We start from the raw sequence: 18,332 nt of genomic DNA on the forward strand, positions 1-18,332 counted from the left end.
CCCAAGGCGCTTTGCCGCTACAGGTTCAGAATGCCGGCCACGGCAAATCTGGCCGCTTCCAGTTCTTCTTCTGTCGCCGCCTCGCCCCGGTGACGCCAGATTCGTCCCCTCAGGGACAGCGTGGTGATTTGATCCGCCATCGCGACGCACGGCCTGCTGAGGCCGCTGATCGGAATCTCCGATTCCCAGCCGTGAATGGTGCTGGTAATGGGCAGCCCGATGAAGCGGCTTGTCAGTTCGTTGAATTCGGCGTCCGTGAGCACGAGGGCCGGCCGGTAGCCGTCCTGCTCATTACCTGCGCCCGGTCCCACGTTGAGCCAAACAATATCGCCTGCATCGGGTGTTCCGTTCTTCATGCGTTCTCACCATGGGTCAAAACGCGTCGGGTCATCGGGACCACCGATTTCGGAGCCCTGCGGTTCGCCGAAGTCGACGAGCGGATGCTGCGCCAGCCGCTTCTCGCGCAATTGCTGCAGATACCGCTCGCGCGAAAAGCGCCGGATTGCCGTATGAGGGCGAATCGTGAGCACACCGTCTTCGACTTCCATTTCGATCTCCTGGCCTTCGGCAAACGCCAGCTTTGCGGCAACGCTGGCCGGGATTCGCACCGCAAGGCTATTTCCCCAACGCTTGAGGGTCTGAATAGACATTTAACATCTCCTTGGGTTTGTCCGCCAATCGGCCGAATGGGGTATTAGCGCAGCGTATCAACGCGTTGATACTAGCAGAAGCCTACTCTCCCCGCGCGTCTGTGTCAACGTGTTGATACGCTGCGCAGGGATTGTCGGCGTCGATCCCGTGACCGCGTGATGCCCGCGGCACGGCCTATCGAAAAAACGCCTCCAAACTTGCGAAAACGCTCCGCCCGGCGGGGCGGCGTCGCTTTGGCTTTCAATTTCATCGCGCCCGCGAAGACAGGGGCCGCTGTGGCCGCCGGCCCACATGAGGCAGTGGATGCTGCGCTGCAATATTCCGGGCGCCCGCGATTGAGCGATCCTTTTTGCCCTGCGACGATTCGCGCACATTCCCCCGGCGCCTCTTATGACGTGGCCCACCGAGGGGAGGACGACAACGATTCCCCCGGAGACGCGCGTGTTCCTCTACGGCTTTGGCCCGATTCTCCTCGCCGGCACGATCCAGACCGTCGAGCTCTCGCTGCTTTCGCTCGGCGTGGCCGTGCTGCTGGGCCTGGTCGGCGCGGCGGCGAAGCTTTCGCCCAACCGGGCGCTCTCGGCAGCGGCGACCGCCTACACGACGCTGATCCGCTCGGTGCCCGACCTCGTGCTGATGCTGCTGCTGTTCTACAGCATCCAGATCGGCGTGAACGAGGCCACCGACGCGCTCGGCATGGCGCAGATCGACATCGACCCGTTCGCGGCCGGCGTGCTGACGCTCGGCTTCATCTACGGCGCGTACTTCACCGAAACCTTCCGCGGCGCCTTCCTTGCCGTGCCGCGCGGCCAGCTCGAGGCAGGCTCGGCCTACGGCATGAGCGGCGCACGCGTGTTCGCACGCATCCTGTTTCCGCAGATGATGCGCTTCGCACTGCCGGGCATCGGCAACAACTGGCAGGTGCTCGTGAAGGCGACGGCGCTCGTTTCGATCATCGGTCTCGCCGACGTCGTCAAAGCCGCCCAGGACGCGGGCCGCAGCACCTTCAACCTGTTCTTCTTCCTGCTCGTGGCCGCCGCGATCTACCTCGCGATCACGACCGTCTCCAACTTCGCGCTGATCTGGCTCGAACGCCGCTACTCGGCGGGCGTGCGCCACGCGCAACTCTGACGAGCGGGGACCCCGCATCATGAACGAAATCATTCAGCAGTTCGGCAAGGCTTTCCTCTACTGGGACGGCGAACATGTGTCGGGACTCGCGATGACGCTCTGGCTGCTCGTCGTCTCCGTGGGGTTCGGCTTCGTGTTCTCGGTGCCGCTCGCGGTGGCGCGCGTGTCGAAGCGGCGCTGGCTCTCGGTGCCCGTGCGCTTCTACGCCTGGGTGTTCCGCGGCACGCCGCTCTACGTGCAGTTGCTGCTCATCTATACGGGCGTGTACAGTCTCGCCTTCGTGCGCGCCGAGCCGCTGCTCGACGCGTTCTTCCGCAGCGGCCTGAATTGCGCGATCCTCGCGTTCGCGCTCAACACCTGCGCGTACACGACCGAGATTTTCGCGGGCGCGATCCGCGCGACCTCGCACGGCGAAGTGGAAGCCGCGCGCGCCTACGGCATGAGCCCGTTCACGCTGTACTGGCGCGTCGTGCTGCCCTCGGCGCTGCGCCGCGCGCTGCCGCTGTACAGTAACGAAGTGATTCTGATGCTGCATGCCACGACCGTCGCCTTCACCGCCACGGTGCCCGACATCCTGAAGGTCGCGCGCGATGCCAATTCGGCGACGTACCGCTCGTTCGAGTCGTTCGGCTTCGCGGCCCTGATTTACTGTGCGGTATCGTTCGTGCTGGTGGCCGCGTTCCGCCGCGCCGAACGCCGCTGGCTCGGTTATCTCGCCGTGCGCAAGCACTGATGCGCGGTGCCTGGCAGTCCCGAGCCTTACCGGACTCAAGAAGGAGACCTATCTTGTCCCAGACGACGCAAAACGTTCAGAACGCCCCGCATTCTGCGGCCCAAACCGCGACCCAGGCGGGCACGAGCAAACTGATCGCGCGCGACATTCACAAGCGCTATGGCGACCACGAGGTGCTCAAGGGCGTTTCGCTCGACGCGAAGAAGGGCGACGTGATCAGCATCATCGGTGCGAGCGGCTCGGGCAAGAGCACGTTCCTGCGCTGCATCAATTTCCTCGAGAAACCGAACGCCGGCGAGATCGTCGTGGACGGCGAGGCCGTGCGCACGAAAGCGGGCCGCGGCGGCGACCTCGAAGTGGCCGATCACAAGCAGCTCCAGCGCATCCGCACGAAGCTGGCGATGGTGTTCCAGCACTTCAATCTCTGGTCGCACATGAACGTGATCGAGAACGTGATCGAGGCGCCCGTGCATGTGCTGGGCGTGCCGCGCCGCGAGGCCGAGGAGCGCGCGCGCGAATACCTCGAAAAGGTGGGCCTCGCGCCGCGCGTGGAGAAGCAGTACCCGGCGCATCTTTCGGGTGGTCAGCAGCAGCGCGTGGCGATTGCGCGCGCGCTCGCCATGCACCCGGACGTCATGCTGTTCGACGAGCCCACCTCGGCACTCGACCCCGAACTCGTGGGCGAGGTGCTGAAGGTGATGCAGAAGCTCGCGGAGGAAGGCCGCACGATGATCGTCGTCACGCACGAAATGGGCTTTGCGCGCAACGTCTCGAATCACGTGATGTTCCTGCATCAGGGCCGCACGGAAGAAGAGGGCGCACCCGCAGACGTGCTCGGCAACCCGAGGAGCGAGCGGCTGCGCCAGTTCCTCTCGGGCAGCCTGAAGTAAGCAGGGCCATGCTGCCCGCTGCAAAGACGCCCGCATTCCGACGATGATCCGCACCCGCTCCATCGCGGCGGCCGCGCCGAACGCCGCACCCGTCGCGCCCACGGTGTCCAATGGCGCCGCGTCCGGCAATCCGCCCGGCGCGGCGCCCGCGCGCGCGGGCCGCACCGCGCAGGTAGCGATCGTGGCGCTGCCGCCGGTATCGATGTCGGGCATGGGGCCTATCGTCGATGCGTTGAACCTCGCCAACGAGATCGACGGCCGCGCGCTCTACCGCTGGCAGATGTTCTCGTGGAACGGGCGGCCCGTGCCGCTCGCGGGCGGCGCGCAGTGGCCCGCCGACGGCGCCTTCGGCGATGCACTTGCGTGCGACTGGCTGATCGTCGTGACCGAGCGCTACCAGCAGTTCGCCGACTACCGCCTCTTTCTCGCGAGCCTCGCGCGCGTGGGCCAGCGCACGCCGCTCGTCACGGGCATCCACCACGGCATCTGGTGGCTCGCGATGGCCGGACAGCTGCAGGGCTATCGCGTGGCCGTGAACTGGGAGACGTACCAGCAGTTCGCCGAGCAGTTCGAGCGCACCATCGTCACGCAGCACATCTACGAAATCGACCGCGATCGCGCGACCTGCGCGGGCGGTCAGGCCACGCTCGACTTCATGCTGGCGATGATCGGCCGCGACCATGGGCCCGAGCTCGCCGCGCGCATTGCCGACGCGCTCGGCGCGAGCACGCTCAGAAGCGGCGACGAGCGCCAGCGCATTCCCTACGTGACGGCGCCCGGCGAGCGCCATCCGCGCCTGAACGACGCGCTCATGCTCATGGAGGCCAATATCGAGGATCCGCTCACCACCGACGAGATCGCCGGCCTCGTGGGCGTGTCGCGGCGTCAGCTCGAACGGCTCTTTCGCCAATACCTGGGTGCGATGCCGTCGAAGTACTACCTCGGCCTGCGTCTCGCGAAAGCACGCTCGCAGCTGCAGCGCACGAGCAAGTCGGTCGTGCAGATCAGCCTCGCGTGCGGGTTTTCGTCGGCGGCGCATTTCTCGAATGCCTACCGCGAGCGCTTTGGCGTGACGCCGCGCGAGGATCGCCGCAACTGGATCGAACGCCAGCACGGCGGCGCGGTGGCCGAGCCGCGCGCCGGCGCGCTCGTCGAGCCGCCGGAACCCGCATGAACGGGCAGGCGCCGCGCGCGAGCGCACTGGCCTCGAAAGAACGTGTCGCGCACACGCAAGACGTTTGCGGCGCGCTTGCCTACACTGCTCCTGTTATCGATGCGCGCACCGCACGCGCGGCGCGCGCCACCCGAACCCCGAGCCCGCCCCGGGCCTGCGCTTCGCGCCCCCACTGCGACTGAAAGGATTCGCCATGAACGACCAGACTGTGACCCGCAAGACCTTCGACGACGTGATGGTGCCGTGTTTCTCGCCGGCGCCGTTCGTGCCCGACCGCGGCCTCGGCTCGCGCGTATGGGACACCGAAGGCCGCGACTACATCGACTTCGCGGGCGGGATCGCCGTGACGGCCCTCGGCCACGCGCACCCCGAGCTGCTGCGCGTGCTGAACGAGCAGGGTGGCAAGCTCTGGCACATCGGCAACGGCTATACGAACGAGCCGGTGCTGCGCCTCGCGCAGAAGCTCGAAGCGCTGACCTTCGCCGACCGTGCGTTCTTCGCGAACTCGGGCGCCGAAGCCAACGAGGCCGCGCTCAAGCTCGCGCGCCGCGTCGCGTTCGAACGTTTCGGTGAGCAGAAGTTTGAAATCGTTTCGTTCACGCAATCGTTCCACGGCCGCACTTTCTTCACGGTGAGCGTGGGCGGCCAGCCGAAGTATTCCGAAGGCTTCGGCCCGGTGCCGGGCGGCATTCGCCATCTGCCGTACAACGATATCGAGGCGGCGCGCGCGGCGATCGGCGCGCAAACCTGCGCGGTGATCGTCGAGCCGGTGCAGGGCGAAGGCGGCGTGATCCCGGCCGATCCGGCTTTCCTGCGCGCGCTGCGCGAGGCCTGCGACGCGCACGGCGCGCTGCTGATTTTCGACGAAGTGCAGACCGGCGTGGGCCGCACGGGCCACTTCTATGCGTACGAGGACACGGGCGTGACGCCCGACATCCTGACGACCGCCAAGGCGCTCGGCAACGGCTTCCCGATTGGCGCGATGCTGACGACCGAAGCGATCGCGGCGCACTTCAAGGTGGGCGTGCACGGCACGACCTATGGCGGCAATCCGCTTGGCGCGGCGATCGCGGGCAAGGTGGTCGATATCGTGAGCGAACCGGCCGTGCTGGCGGGCGTGCGCTCGCGCGGCGAGACGATCCGCGCGAAGCTCTCGAGCCTGCACGAGCGTTTTGACGTGTTTGCCGACGTGCGCGGCAAGGGCCTGCTGATCGGCGCTGAACTGAACGCGCGCTACGCGGGCCGCGCAAAGGACTTCAACGCGGCGGCGGCCAACCGCGGCGTGATGATGCTGATCGCGGGCCCGGACGTGCTGCGCTTCGCGCCCTCGCTCATCATTCCCGAAGCGGATCTGGCCGAGGGCTTCGTGCGCCTCGAACAGGCCTTCGAGGACGTCATCGGCCGCTGATCCGCCGCCGTTCAACCGACACAGGACCGACGATGCTTTTCGTTCGCCCCGCAAGGCTTGCCGACCTCGACGCGATCGCCCATATGGCGCGTACCGCGCAGCCGGTGCTGCATTCGCTGCCGCACGACCGCGCGGCGCTGGAGGCGCGCATTGCGCTCTCCGAGGACTCGTTTCGCGCCGACGTGGACTTCCCCGGTGAGGAGTTCTACCTTTTCGTGCTGGAAGACTCGGCGACGGGGCGGCTCGTCGGCACGTCGAGCCTCGTTGCGGCAGCCGGTTATTCGGAGCCGTTCTACGCGTTTCGCAACGATGCGCTGATTCACGCCTCGCGCGAACTGCACGTGAATCGCAAGATCCACGCGCTGCAGATGTCGCACGAACTCACCGGCAAGAGCCGTCTGGCGGGCTTCTATATCGACCCTTCGCTGCGCGGCGACGCCGCCGCGCATCTCATGTCGCGCGCCCGCATGATGTACGTGGCGATGAACCGCCGGCGCTTCACGCCCGAGGTGTTCACGCTGCTGCTCGGCGTGACCGACGAGGCCGGCGTGTCGCCGTTCTGGGAAGCGGTGGGACGCAAGTTCTTCGGGCGCGATTTCAAGGACATCGAAATGGCTTCGGGCGGCCGCAGCCGCACCTTCATCGCCGAGGTGATGCCTGCGTATCCGATCTACGTGCCGCTTTTGCCCGAAGCCGCGCAGCGCGTGCTGGGCGAGCCGGACCCGAGCGCGCTGCTCGCCTACGAGATTCATCTGGAAGAGGGTTTCGAGCCCGACCGCTATGTCGATATTTTCGACGCGGGCCCCGTGCTGACCGCGCAGGTGGACCGCACGGCCGCGGTGGCCGCCAACGAAAGCCGCACGGTGCGCGAGGCGGCGGCAGGCGCGCCGGGTGCGTCCTGGATGGTCGCGAGCCAGCGCGCGGGAGAGTTTCGCTGCGTGCTCGCTAACTTTGCACCCTTGCCTGAGGGGGCGCGCGGCACGCCGCGCCGCGCCGTACACGGCGAAGCGCCGCTCGACGCCGCCGCGCGCGCCGCGCTCGGCGTGCAGGACGGCGATATCGTGCGCTGCGCGCCGCTATGGCGCGAGACAACCGAAACGGAAGACCAATCGACGGGAGAGTCGCAATGATCGTGGTTCGCGTCGTGCAGACGGGCGATGTGGACGCGCTCGTCGCGCTAGCCCAGGAGACCGGCCCCGGCCTCACCACCTTCAAGCCGGACCGCGACGCCCTGGTTGCGCGCATCGCACGCACGCGGCGCACGCTCGCGGGCGAGGCCGCGCAGGCCGAGGCCGGTTATTTCTTCGTGATGGAAGACACCGCGACCGGCGACGTGGCGGGCGTGTGCGGCATCGAAACGGCGGTGGGCCTGCAGCAGCCGTTCTACAACTACCGCGTGAGCACGGTCGTGCACGCGAGCCAGGATCTCGGCATCTGGACACGCATGCGCGCGCTCAACATCTCGCACGATCTCACGGGCTACGCCGAGGTCTGCTCGCTGTTCCTCTCGCCGCGCTACCGCACGGGCGGCGTGGGCAGCCTGCTGTCGCGCTCGCGTTTCATGTTCATCGCGCAGTTCCGCGAGCGCTTCCCGGAACGCATCTGTGCGGAGCTGCGCGGCCATTTCGATGCGGACGGCACCTCGCCGTTCTGGCGCGCAGTCGGTTCGCACTTCTATCAGATCGACTTCAACGCCGCCGACTACCTGAGCGCGCACGGCCGTAAATCCTTCCTCGCCGAGCTGATGCCGCGCCACCCGGTCTATGTCGAGCTGCTGCCCGACGAAGCGCAGGCGGCCGTGGGCCTCACGCACGCCGACACGATTCCCGCGCGCCGCATGCTCGAGGCCGAAGGCTTGCGCTATGAGAATCACGTGGACATCTTCGACGCGGGCCCGGTGCTCGAATGCCACATCACCGACCTGCGCACGGTGCGCGAGAGCGTGGTGGTGCCCGTCGAGATCGGCACGCACGAGGCGGCAGTCCAGGGCGCGCGCTCGCTCGTTTCGAACACGTCGTCCGGCGACTTCCGCGTGGGTTTTGCGCCCGGCACGGTGCACGACGGCGTGTTCACGCTGAATGCAGAAGAAGCGGCAGCCCTGAACGTGGCGGCGGGCGACCCCGTGCGCGTGCTCGGACCCGCGCCAAAGATTAAACAGGAATACTCATGAACGAGCTTTTTATCGACGGGCAATGGCGCGCGGCTTCGGGCCCGGCATTCGCCTCGCGCAACCCGGGCACCGGCGAGACCGTGTGGAGCGGCCACGCCGCGACCGCGGAGGAAGTGGACCGTGCCGTAAGCGCCGCGCGCCGCGCGTTCGGCGCCTGGTCGCACACGTCGCTCGAAGCGCGCTGCGAGATCGTGCGCCGCTTCGCCGCGCTCGTGACCGAACGCAAGGAACAGCTCGCGCAGGCCATTGGCCGCGAGACCGGCAAGCCGCTGTGGGAAGCGCGCACCGAGGCGGCGTCCATGGCCGCGAAAGTCGCGATTTCGATCGCGGCCTACGGCGAGCGCACCGGCGAGAAACGCACGCCGATGGCCGACGGCGTGGCCGTGCTGCGGCACCGTCCGCATGGCGTCGTCGCCGTGTTCGGCCCGTACAACTTCCCGGGGCATCTGCCCAACGGCCATATCGTGCCCGCGCTGATCGCAGGAAACGCCGTGGTGTTCAAGCCGTCCGAACTCGCGCCCGATGTCGCGCGCGTGACGGTCGAGCTGTGGCGCGAGGCGGGCCTGCCCGCGGGCGTGCTGAACCTCGTGCAGGGCGAGCGCGAGACGGGCATCGCGCTCGCGAATCATCGCCAGATCGACGGGCTCTTCTTCACGGGCAGTTCGGACACCGGCACGCTGCTGCACCGCCAGTTCGGCGGCCGGCCCGAGATCGTGCTCGCGCTCGAGATGGGCGGCAACAATCCGCTCGTCGTCGCGCCGGTGGAGGATGTCGACGCGGCCGTGCATCACGCGATCCAGTCGGCGTTTCTTTCGGCGGGGCAGCGCTGCACCTGCGCGCGCCGCATTCTCGTGCCGACGGGCGCGTTCGGCGACCGTTTCCTCGCGCGCTTCGTCGAAGTCAGCGAGCGCATTGCCGTGGGCGAATACGACGCCGATCCGCAGCCGTTCATGGGCGCGGTGATTTCGGCGCGCGCGGCCGCGAAGCTCGTGAGCGCGCAGGGCATGCTGATCGGGCGCGGGGCGCGCGCCTTGCTGCCGATGACGCAGCGCGACCCGTCGCTCGGCTTCGTGAGCCCCGCGATTCTCGACGTGACCGGTGTGGCCGATCTGCCCGACGAAGAGCATTTCGGGCCGCTCGCCCAGGTGACGCGCTACGCGGATTTCGACGAGGCGATCACGCGCGCGAACGACACGGCCTATGGTCTCTCGGCAGGCCTGCTCGCCGACGACGAAGCGCTCTGGCAGCGGTTCGCGCGCGACATCCGCGCGGGCATCGTGAACTGGAACCGGCCCACCAACGGCGCGTCGAGCGGCGCGCCCTTCGGCGGCACGGGCCGCTCCGGCAATCAGCGTCCGAGCGCGTATTACGCGGCCGACTACTGCGCCTACCCGATGGCGTCGGTGGAAAGCGCGCAACTGCAAATGCCCGCGAGCGTTTCGCCGGGCCTGCATTTCTGAAGAGGATCGACGATGCAAACCCTTGAAGCCAACTTCGACGGACTCGTCGGCCCGACCCACAACTATGCCGGCCTGTCGTTCGGCAACGTGGCATCGCAGAGCAACGAGAAGTCCGTTGCGAACCCGAAGGCGGCCGCACGCCAGGGACTCCGAAAGATGAAGCGGCTCGCGGACCTCGGCTTTGCCCAGGGTGTCCTGCCGCCGCAGGAGCGGCCGTCGATCCGCCTCCTGCGCGAGCTCGGTTTCACCGGCAAGGATGCCGAAGCCATCGCGAAGGCCGCGAAAGAGGCGCCCGAGCTGCTGGCGGCGGCGAGTTCCGCGTCGGCCATGTGGACGGCCAACGCGGCCACCGTGAGCCCGTCGGCCGACACGCCCGAGCGCCGCGTGCACTTCACGCCCGCGAACCTGTGCAGCAAGCTGCATCGCGCGATCGAGCACGAGGCCACGCGCCGCACGCTCGGTGCGATCTTTGCCGATCCGTCGCATTTCGTCGTGCACGAGGCGCTGCCGGGCACGCCCGCGCTCGGCGACGAGGGCGCGGCCAATCACACGCGTTTTTGCGCGCAATATGGCGAGCGTGGCGTGGAGTTCTTCGTCTACGGGCGCAGCGAGTACCGCCGCGGACCCGAACCGAAGCGCTTCCCGGCGCGGCAGACCTTCGAAGCGAGCCGCGCGGTGGCGCAGCGCCATGGCCTGGCCGACGACGCGACCGTGTTCGCGCAGCAGAACCCCGACGTGATCGACGCAGGCGTGTTCCATAACGACGTGATCGCCGTGGGCAACCGCAGCACGCTGTTTTGCCACGAGCTGGCGTTCGTGGAGCAGAAGGCCGTGTACGACGAACTGCGCCGGAAGCTCGCGGCGCACAGCGCGCCGTTTCACGTGATCGAGGTGCCGGATGCGCAGGTGAGCGTGGCGGATGCCGTGTCGTCGTATCTGTTCAACAGCCAGTTGCTGAGCCGGGCGGACGGCACCCAGATCCTCGTGGTGCCGCAGGAATGCCGCGAGAATCCGCGTGTGGCGCATTACCTCGACGAACTCGTGGCGACGAGCGGCCCGATCGACGAAGTGCTGGTGTTCGACCTGCGCGAGAGCATGAAGAACGGCGGCGGTCCGGCGTGTCTGCGTCTGCGTGTGGCGCTTTCGGAGGCGGAACGCGCGGCGGTGGCGCCGGGCGTGTGGATCGACGACAAGCTGTTCGCGCGCCTCGACGCGTGGATCGAAAAGCACTATCGCGACCGCCTCGCGCCGCACGACCTGACCGATCCGATGCTGCTCGCCGAATCGCGCACGGCGCTCGACGAACTTACGCAGATCCTCGGCCTCGGCTCCCTCTATGACTTCCAGCGCTGAAACCCTGCTCGCCGACTTTCTGCGCTACACGCTTGCGAGCGAGCGTCCCGCGAGCGAGGCCGACGCGCGCGGAACCTGCGCGAACGGTGCGCGCTGGCAGTGGCTCGATGACGGGGTTCTGCAGATCGAGCCGGCGCGGGCGGAAGCCGCGACGAAGAGCGTGCTGCTCTCGGCCGGGATCCACGGCGACGAAACTGCGCCGGTCGAACTGCTCTCGCAGCACGTGGCCGATATCGCGGCGGGGCGCGCGGCCCTTGCGTGCCGTCTGCTGGTGGTGCTCGGCAACGTGGCGGCCATGCGCGAGGCGCGCCGCTATCTCGACGACGATCTGAACCGCCTCTTCGGCGGTCGTCATGCGCAGGCAGGAGCGAGCGCGGAAGCGCCGCGCGCCGCTGCGCTCGAAATGCAGGCACGGCGCTTTTTCGCTGCTGCTTCCGACGCGCCGCACGCGCGCTGGCATCTCGACATGCACACGGCGATTCGTGCCTCCGCCTTTGAACAGTTCGCACTGCTGCCGTATACCGGTGCTGTCCCGTCGCGCGCAATGTTCGCGTGGCTCGCCGACGCACGCATCGGCTGTGTGCTGATCCACACGGAAAAAGGCACGACCTACTCGGCGTTCACGGCCGGCACCTGCGGCGCCACGGCCTGCACGCTCGAGCTCGGCAAGGTGCGGCCATTCGGCCAGAACGACCTCGCGCGCTTCGCCAACGCGGATGCGGCCGCGCGTCGCCTCGTGGCCGGCGCGGCACCCGACGCGCATGCGCCGCCGCCGCGCGTCTTTACGGTGATCGGCCAGATCACGAAGCAAAGCGACGCATTCGAACTGCACGTGGCCGCGGACGTGCCGAACTTCACGCCCTTCGCGCGCGGCACGGTGCTGGCCAACGACGGCGACTATCGCTACGTCGTGGCACACGACGAAGAGCGCATCGTGTTTCCCAATCCCAGCGTCAAGCCCGGCTTGCGCGCGGGCCTGCTCGTCGTCGAGACGACGGACGCCACACTCGGCGCGCTTGCCTGAAGCGGCGCGGACATGGCGCTTCAGGCGCCGCGCCCGCGCTTGCGCATCCACGACATCCACTTGCAAATTCGCACGCGTGCCGCACCATGGCGCGCCGACAGACCCCGTGTGCACACGCTGTACAATTGCGCCCTCGCGGTTGTTGCGGTGCACCACAAAGGGCGCTCCCGTTTGAGCCGCGATATTGGCGCAGCGATCCTGTGCCGGCGCGCCATAGCGCGTCATATCTGACTGGAAAGAGACACATGAAAATGAACTGGAACAAGCTGGCCGCTCTCGCATTCTGCACGGCCTCGACCCTCGCAGCCGGCGCCGCGCATGCCGCCGACATCAAGGAAATCCGCTTCGGCGTGGAGGCGTCCTATGCGCCGTTCGAATCGAAGTCGCCCGCGGGCGAGCTGCAAGGCTTCGATATCGACGTGGGCAATGCGGTGTGCGCGAAGCTCAAGGCGAAGTGCGTGTGGGTGGAAAACTCGTTCGACGGTCTGATTCCGGCCCTCGAAGCGCGCAAGTTCAATGCGATCAACTCGGACATGACGATCACCGAGCAGCGCCGCCAGGCCATCGACTTCACCGACCCGATCTACGCGATCCCGAACCAGATGATCGCGAAGAAGGGCAGCCCGCTGCTGCCGACCGCCGAATCGCTCAGGGGCAAGCATGTGGGCGTGCTGCAGGGCACGATCCAGGAGGCCTACGCGAAGGCGAAGTGGTCGCCCGCGGGCGTGGACGTCGTGCCGTACCAGACCCAGGATCAGATCTATGCCGACCTCGCCTCGGGCCGGCTCGACGCCGCGTTCCAGGACGGCGAGGCCGCCGCGAAGGGCTTCCTGAACCGTCCGCAGGGCGCCGGCTTCGCGTTCGCCGGCCCGGCCGTGACCGACGAGAAGCTGCTGGGCTCGGGCGTGGGCTACGGCGTGCGCAAGGGCGACGCGCAGCTGAAGGCCGAGCTGAACGAGGCGATCAAGGAACTGAAGGCGGACGGCACGATCGACCGCCTGGCCGCGAAATACTTCGACGTGAAGGTCGTGCTGAAATAAGCACAAGTCAGCAGGACACGGGCAGGAAAACCGGCCGGAGCGTATCCGGCCGGTTGTTTTTTCGGCGAATTGATAGGGATTCCGAAATACCTGGCAAGATTTGACCCCTTTGCCTGCACGGCATGGGCGCGCGTCGGGTCGTCCGCGGAGCGAGCGCGGTGTCGGCATTGCCCACGGCGGGGCCAAAAATATTGCCGAATCGGCGCGTGTCGACGTATTCCCGCCGTACTGGCCAGGATAGAATCGGTAAGGATTTGCCGGGGCGTGCCGCACAAGGCACAGCATCCTGCATCGACGCTACCAAGAACCAGACGCCACATGCAGCAGCGTGCAGCAGGGCGCTACGCGAGGGACCCCATGAGCTTGAATGCCGCCGATCGGCCACCCATGCCAGGAGCCGCGGGAGACGATTCAGCCGCGAACCGGTACGACATTTACTTCGCCCGCCAGCCCTTGCTGGACCGGGATGGCATGCTGTGCGGCTACGAGATGCTGCCGCGCGTGATCGATCGCGGCGACGACCCCGAAGCGCCCGCGGCGGTGGGCCCCGCGCTCATCGCGGCGTTCGCGGCGCCGGCGGCGCGCGCGGCGCTGGTGGAGCACCCGGGCTGGCTCGACGTGACGCGCGATGCGTTGTTCGACGAAGCCGTGTTGCGCCTGCCTGCCGGTCGGGTGATGTTCGAGCTGCCGCTCGATATCGGCGCGGACCCGGCGCTCGTGGCGCGGCTCACGCAACTGCATGGGCGCCGCTACCGGTTCGCGCTCGATCACGTAACCGGGGCGAACGAAGCCTTCGCGAAGCTGCTGCCTTATGTCGAAGCGGTCAAAATCGATCTGCGCCGCATCGAGCCCGCCTTGCTGCCGAAGTTCGCGAGCGTGCTGAAGGCGGCGGGCAAGATTCTGGTGGCGATGGGCGTGGAGAGTCAGACCGATTTCGAACGCGCGCATGCGCTTGGCTTCGACCGCTTCCAGGGCTACTTTTTCGCGAGGCCGCAGGGCGGCGCCCGCCGCGCGAGCGCGCCGCGCCAGGCGCTTCTGAATCTGCTGCAGTTGCTCGCCTCGGAGCCGACCGTCGCGCAGCTCGAAGCCGAGCTGAAGCTGAATCCGGTGCTCGTGATGCACCTGATGCGGCTCGTGAACTCGCCGAGCTTCGGAACCGGGCACAAAGTATCCACGCTGCGCGAGGCGATCAACGCGACGGGCACCAACCGCATCGCGCGCTGGACCCAGTTGCTGCTCTACGCGGACGGCCGCAAGGTCTCGCTCGAAGACGATCCGCTGCTGCAGCTCGCGGCCACGCGTGCGCGCTTCATGGAGCTCGCGGTGAGCCAGCTGTCCGAGGCCGGGCGCGACGAGCAGGATGCCGCGTTTCTCGCAGGCGTGTTCTCGTTCGTCGACGCCGTGTTCGGCGGCCCGCTCGCCGCGACCGTCGACATGCTTACGCTCGCGCGCCCCATTCGTGCGGCGATCGTCGGCCGCGAAGGGGTGCTGGGCCAGCTGCTCGATGTGATCGAGGCGCTGGAGCACGGCGACTGGAACGCGGTCGATGCGGCCTGTGTGCAGCTCGCGCCGCTCGACGCGGGCGCGGTCGCGGCGCTCGCCCTCGCGGCGGGCGAGTGGGCGGGCATGGCGGACCGCAATGCCGAGGCGACGGGGCTGGAGCGTATCGACGATTGAGGGCGATTGGGGGTGGCTGGGCCGCCCGCTGCGTATCAGCCGAAAGACAAAGAGGCGGTGCGATGCACCGCCTCTTTGTCTTTAGTGCTCCTCTTTACTTCGGCCGCTCAAACGTTGGCGGAGCTAACCGAGAAAAAACGCGCGAGCTCGCGGGCGAGATCGTTGAGCACGCTCATTTCCTTCTGCGAGATGCGCTTCGGCTCCTGATCGAGCAGCCAGTCGCCGTAGAGCAGCGCCACGGGCTGATCGCCTTCGATCGCGACGGGCAGGAGGACGAACGCGCGCGCGTCGTCGAAGCTCGAACGGTACCAGGCGGGCAGGCGCGAGATCATCTTCGCGTCGCGGGCATTCTCGATGAAGATGCCCACCGAGTTCGCGATGGCCAGGTGGAACACGTCGGGCTGGAATGCCGCGTTGAAATGCAGTTTCGGCAGCTTGCCTTCCACGCCGGGACCAAAGCCGCGCTGCGCCGCGAACATGTTTGCGCCTTCGCGCACGAACACCACCGTGCGCGCGAAGCCAAGGCCCGCGAGCACCGTCTCGTTCGCGAGCGTGAGGGCGGTGCTGAACGGGCTGTCGGGCGGCAGCGCGCGCAGATCTTCCACGCCCGCCGCAATGCGCGCCTCCGGATCGAGCGCTTCGCGCGCGATGGCATCCGCGTCGGCCCGCAGTTCGACGATCTCGCGCATCACGCCGTCGTCGGCCTCTTCGTTGGCCAGCGCGAGGCTCATCTGCACGAGCATTTCCGGATCGGTGCCGAGTGCCCGGCCGTAGTAGTTCGCGAGGTCCGCGATATGTTCCTCGCGCATCTCGTCGGTCAGGTCCGGCGTCGTCAAGACGCGCGCCACTTCGGTCGAGTAGTTCGTGATCGCGCGCAGCCACTGCACCTGGCGCGGTTCGTTGCCTTGCGGATCGAATTCGCCCATGCCTTCGCGAATCATCTCGGGCATGCGCCAGCGCGTCGCAGCCTCCTGGCCGATTTCGTCGAAGGTCACGCCGAGCACGGCGATGCAGGCCTCGTCCTCGGCCGCGCCTTCGTCGCACTCGCGGCGGATCTGATCCCACTCGGCTTCGAGGTAGAACACGACGAGCAGCTTGCCCACCTGGCGCATCAGCGTGCAGACCACGGCTTCCTCGCCCGCGCGCAGGTCGCCGCGCTCGGTGAGCTTGCGCGCGACGCAGCCCGAGAGAATGGTGCGGTTCAGTTCGAGCTTCGCGTCGATGCGGCGCGGCGCGCTGTGATGGAAGTGGTCGACGATCTTCAGGCCCACCACGAGATGGCCCACGGCGTCCATGCCGAGCACCATCAGCGCGCGCGTGACGGTCGTGATGTTGCCGCCGAACGCCATGTACATGGCCGAGTTCGCGAGTCGCAGCACCTTTTGCGTGAGGGCGAAGTCGGAGAGCACGACCTGCACCAGCGCGTTGAAATCGTAGTCGTCGTTGGTCATCGCGGCGACCGTGGCGCGCAGCGACTGCGACAGCATGGGGAAATCGCCACGCTCGTTCATGCGTGCCCATAGCCGGTCTAGCAGGACTGCCTTTACCATCTGAACCATGTCAATTCCGCGAACGCCTCGCCTTGTCGGTTGAGCGCATCACTGTACCTCATGAACGTAGAGCGAGCGCGCATTGAAACGCTGCGCCAGCTCCTCGGACGGTAGTGCCTTGCACACGAGCCAACCCTGAATGTGATCGCAGCCCAGCTTCGTGAGCAGCTCGCGCTGCGCTTCGGTTTCCACGCCTTCCGCGACGATCTCGAGGTCGAGCGTGCGCGCGAGGCCCACCACGGCGTTCACGATGGCCTGATCGTTGCGCGAGGTTAGCAGGTTCTCGACGAAGCTGCGGTCGATCTTCAGCTTCGAGAGCGGGAAGCGTTGCAAATAGGCGAGGCTGGAGTAGCCGGTGCCGAAGTCGTCCACGGCGAAACGGATGCCGAGCGCCGTCAATTCTTCGAGCAAGGCCTTGGCATGCTGCGGGTCCTGCATCAGCAGGCTTTCGGTGATCTCGAAGACGAGGCGGGACGAATCGACGCCGGTAAGCTCGATCGCCTCCTGAACGCTATCCTTGAAACGCGGATTGCGGAACTGCTGCGGCGACACGTTGACCGCAATGTACTGCAATGAAATGCCTTGCTCGTCCCATTGGGTCAATTGCATACAGGCAGCCTTCAATACCCAGTTGCCGAGATAATTGATCAGGCCGACGGATTCTGCAAGCGGAATAAATGTGGAGGGCGGCACGAGACCGTGCACGGGGTGCTGCCAGCGGATCAGCGCCTCCACCCCGACCACGCCGCGCGTGGCGCTGCTCGTGATCGGCTGGAAGTGCAGCGAGAACTCGCCGTTGCGCACGCCGTCGTAGAGATCCGACTCGAGTTTCAGGCGCAGCGCGTCGGCCGGATCGTCGTCGGGCACATGCAGCATCAGCGTGTTGCCGCCCGCGGACTTGGCCTGCTGGAGCGCCTGGTCGGCGCGCCGGATGAGCGGCGTGGGGTCCGCGTGCGCCGCCGCGTCGGCCGCGCTCTGGGCAGGATGGAACGCGATGCCGATGCTGGCCGAGAGGTGCACCGGCTGGTTGCGAAACGTATAGGGCTGCAGGATCGAGGCAAGCAGGCGCCGCGCCAGCGCTTCGGCCGCGACCGGCACTTCGCCCGGATCGCCGTGCGGCTGCGGCGTGATGACGATGGCGAACTCGTCGCTGCCGGTGCGCGCGATCAGCTCGCCCTGGAGCGCGATATGCGTGAGGCGCCGCGCGGTTTCGCGCAGCAGTTCGTCGCCGGCGTCGTAGCCGAGCGCGCGGTTCACGCGCTGATAGTCGTCGAGGTCGAGCAGCAGCAGCGCGACCGGCACGCCGTACAGGTCGGCTTCGGCCTGCACGCGTTCGAGCTCGGGTGCGAGCGCCGTATGGTTGGGCAGGCCCGTCAGCGGATCGTGGTGCAGCGCATGCGTGAGACGCTGCTGCTCGCGCAGCCAGCCCGAAACGTCGAAGCCCGCCACGGCGAAGCCGTCCTTGTCCGCATAGGAGGCGCGCTGCACGCGCAGCTCGACGGCGAGCGGATAGGTGAGCGCCTTCACGAGGTCGACCGTGTCTTTCTCGATCGCGCCGGTGCTTGCCGCGCGATCGAAGAGGGCGTCGAGCCGTTGCAGATGATCGGGTGCGACGATGTCCTGCAGCGTGGCGCCGAGCAGGAACTCGCGGTGGTAGCCGGCGAAGCGCAGGCTCGCGTCCGAGACATAGAGAAAGCGCAGGCCGCGGTCCACATGCGCGAGGAAGTCCACCGGGCTTGCGGTTTCCTCGAACGAGCGCGAGACCGCGTCCGCCGCACTCGAATAGGCATGCGCGGCCGGTACTTCATGAGAGCGCTGCGGTTGCGATTCCGGTTCCGGAGGACGGGCGGGCGACGGGTTGGGCATGGGTGCGAGCGGGGCGCGAGAACGGCCAGCGGCGCCGTCGGGGCGACCGGCGAGCGCGCGAATCCGGTCGATGACCGTGCGCATCCAGCCCGGGCGGGGCGCCGTGATCCTGTTCGCTTCCATGTCTATCGCTGACAACCCTGTTCCATACGGCTTATGTGTGGCGTGTGTCTTCGCAGGGCGCCCGAGCCGCGGAGGCCGCGGA

Annotated in this window: 16 protein-coding genes; 12 read left to right on the forward strand and 4 right to left on the reverse strand. The window is 67.4% G+C overall.

Annotation, left to right across the window (positions count from 1 at the left end; all coding sequences use genetic code 11):
* Nucleotides 1-17 precede the first annotated feature (17 nt).
* Complete coding sequence (locus tag BAC01S_RS20595; RefSeq protein WP_027796461.1) at nucleotides 18-356, reverse strand: type II toxin-antitoxin system PemK/MazF family toxin; 339 nt, start codon at nucleotides 354-356, stop codon at nucleotides 18-20.
* Between the two features lie 6 nt (nucleotides 357-362).
* Complete coding sequence (locus BAC01S_RS20600; protein WP_027796462.1) at nucleotides 363-650, reverse strand: AbrB/MazE/SpoVT family DNA-binding domain-containing protein; 288 nt, start codon at nucleotides 648-650, stop codon at nucleotides 363-365.
* Between the two features lie 442 nt (nucleotides 651-1,092).
* Here BAC01S_RS20600 and BAC01S_RS20605 point away from each other — a divergent pair, with 442 nt between their 5' ends.
* The 12 genes from BAC01S_RS20605 (at nucleotide 1,093) to BAC01S_RS20660 (ending at nucleotide 14,711) form a co-directional block, all read left to right on the forward strand.
* On the forward strand, nucleotides 1,093-1,782 hold the full coding sequence (locus BAC01S_RS20605; protein WP_027796463.1) for an ABC transporter permease: 690 nt from the start codon (nucleotides 1,093-1,095) through the stop codon (nucleotides 1,780-1,782).
* A gap of 19 nt (nucleotides 1,783-1,801) precedes the next feature.
* Entirely contained in the window at nucleotides 1,802-2,515 is a 714-nt protein-coding gene (locus tag BAC01S_RS20610; RefSeq protein WP_027796464.1) for an ABC transporter permease, read from the forward strand.
* A gap of 131 nt (nucleotides 2,516-2,646) precedes the next feature.
* Nucleotides 2,647-3,405 carry an ABC transporter ATP-binding protein gene (locus BAC01S_RS20615; protein WP_027796465.1) on the forward strand — a complete coding sequence of 253 codons (759 nt, stop codon included), beginning with the start codon at nucleotides 2,647-2,649 and terminating at the stop codon, nucleotides 3,403-3,405.
* A 43-nt stretch (nucleotides 3,406-3,448) separates the two neighbouring features.
* A complete protein-coding gene (locus tag BAC01S_RS20620) occupies nucleotides 3,449-4,579 on the forward strand; it encodes a GlxA family transcriptional regulator (protein ID WP_084168727.1) in 1,131 nt (376 codons plus the stop codon).
* A 193-nt stretch (nucleotides 4,580-4,772) separates the two neighbouring features.
* A complete protein-coding gene (locus tag BAC01S_RS20625) occupies nucleotides 4,773-5,987 on the forward strand; it encodes an aspartate aminotransferase family protein (protein ID WP_027796467.1) in 1,215 nt (404 codons plus the stop codon).
* Between the two features lie 32 nt (nucleotides 5,988-6,019).
* Complete coding sequence (gene aruF / locus BAC01S_RS20630) at nucleotides 6,020-7,117, forward strand: arginine/ornithine succinyltransferase subunit alpha (RefSeq protein WP_027796468.1); 1,098 nt, start codon at nucleotides 6,020-6,022, stop codon at nucleotides 7,115-7,117.
* Nucleotides 7,114-8,157, forward strand: a complete 1,044-nt coding sequence (astA, locus tag BAC01S_RS20635) for an arginine N-succinyltransferase (RefSeq protein WP_027796469.1) — start codon at nucleotides 7,114-7,116, stop codon at nucleotides 8,155-8,157. The genes aruF and astA overlap by 4 nt, the downstream gene beginning before the upstream one ends.
* Nucleotides 8,154-9,617: a succinylglutamate-semialdehyde dehydrogenase gene (gene astD, locus BAC01S_RS20640; protein WP_027796470.1), complete on the forward strand. Its 1,464-nt coding sequence runs from the start codon at nucleotides 8,154-8,156 to the stop codon at nucleotides 9,615-9,617. The genes astA and astD overlap by 4 nt, the downstream gene beginning before the upstream one ends.
* Before the next feature lie 12 nt (nucleotides 9,618-9,629).
* Nucleotides 9,630-10,970 (forward strand): N-succinylarginine dihydrolase, encoded by a 1,341-nt coding sequence (gene astB, locus BAC01S_RS20645; protein ID WP_027796471.1) that lies wholly within the window; start codon nucleotides 9,630-9,632, stop codon nucleotides 10,968-10,970.
* Nucleotides 10,954-11,994 carry a succinylglutamate desuccinylase gene (astE, locus tag BAC01S_RS20650; RefSeq protein ID WP_027796472.1) on the forward strand — a complete coding sequence of 347 codons (1,041 nt, stop codon included), beginning with the start codon at nucleotides 10,954-10,956 and terminating at the stop codon, nucleotides 11,992-11,994. Before astB ends, astE begins: the two co-directional genes overlap by 17 nt.
* 245 nt (nucleotides 11,995-12,239) lie before the next feature.
* A complete protein-coding gene (locus BAC01S_RS20655) occupies nucleotides 12,240-13,034 on the forward strand; it encodes an ABC transporter substrate-binding protein (RefSeq protein ID WP_027796473.1) in 795 nt (264 codons plus the stop codon).
* Nucleotides 13,035-13,391: 357 nt separating this feature from the next.
* Nucleotides 13,392-14,711, forward strand: a complete 1,320-nt coding sequence (locus BAC01S_RS20660; protein ID WP_027796474.1) for an EAL and HDOD domain-containing protein — start codon at nucleotides 13,392-13,394, stop codon at nucleotides 14,709-14,711.
* Nucleotides 14,712-14,818: 107 nt separating this feature from the next.
* Here the strand turns inward: BAC01S_RS20660 and BAC01S_RS20665 are convergent, their stop codons facing one another.
* On the reverse strand, nucleotides 14,819-16,261 hold the full coding sequence (locus BAC01S_RS20665; protein ID WP_043203090.1) for an HDOD domain-containing protein: 1,443 nt from the start codon (nucleotides 16,259-16,261) through the stop codon (nucleotides 14,819-14,821).
* Between the two features lie 48 nt (nucleotides 16,262-16,309).
* A complete protein-coding gene (locus BAC01S_RS20670; protein WP_027796476.1) occupies nucleotides 16,310-18,250 on the reverse strand; it encodes a putative bifunctional diguanylate cyclase/phosphodiesterase in 1,941 nt (646 codons plus the stop codon).
* Between the last annotated feature and the right edge of the window lie 82 nt (nucleotides 18,251-18,332).

The sequence above is a fragment of the Paraburkholderia acidipaludis NBRC 101816 genome (assembly GCF_000684975.1).
GTDB classification, from domain to species: domain Bacteria; phylum Pseudomonadota; class Gammaproteobacteria; order Burkholderiales; family Burkholderiaceae; genus Paraburkholderia; species Paraburkholderia acidipaludis.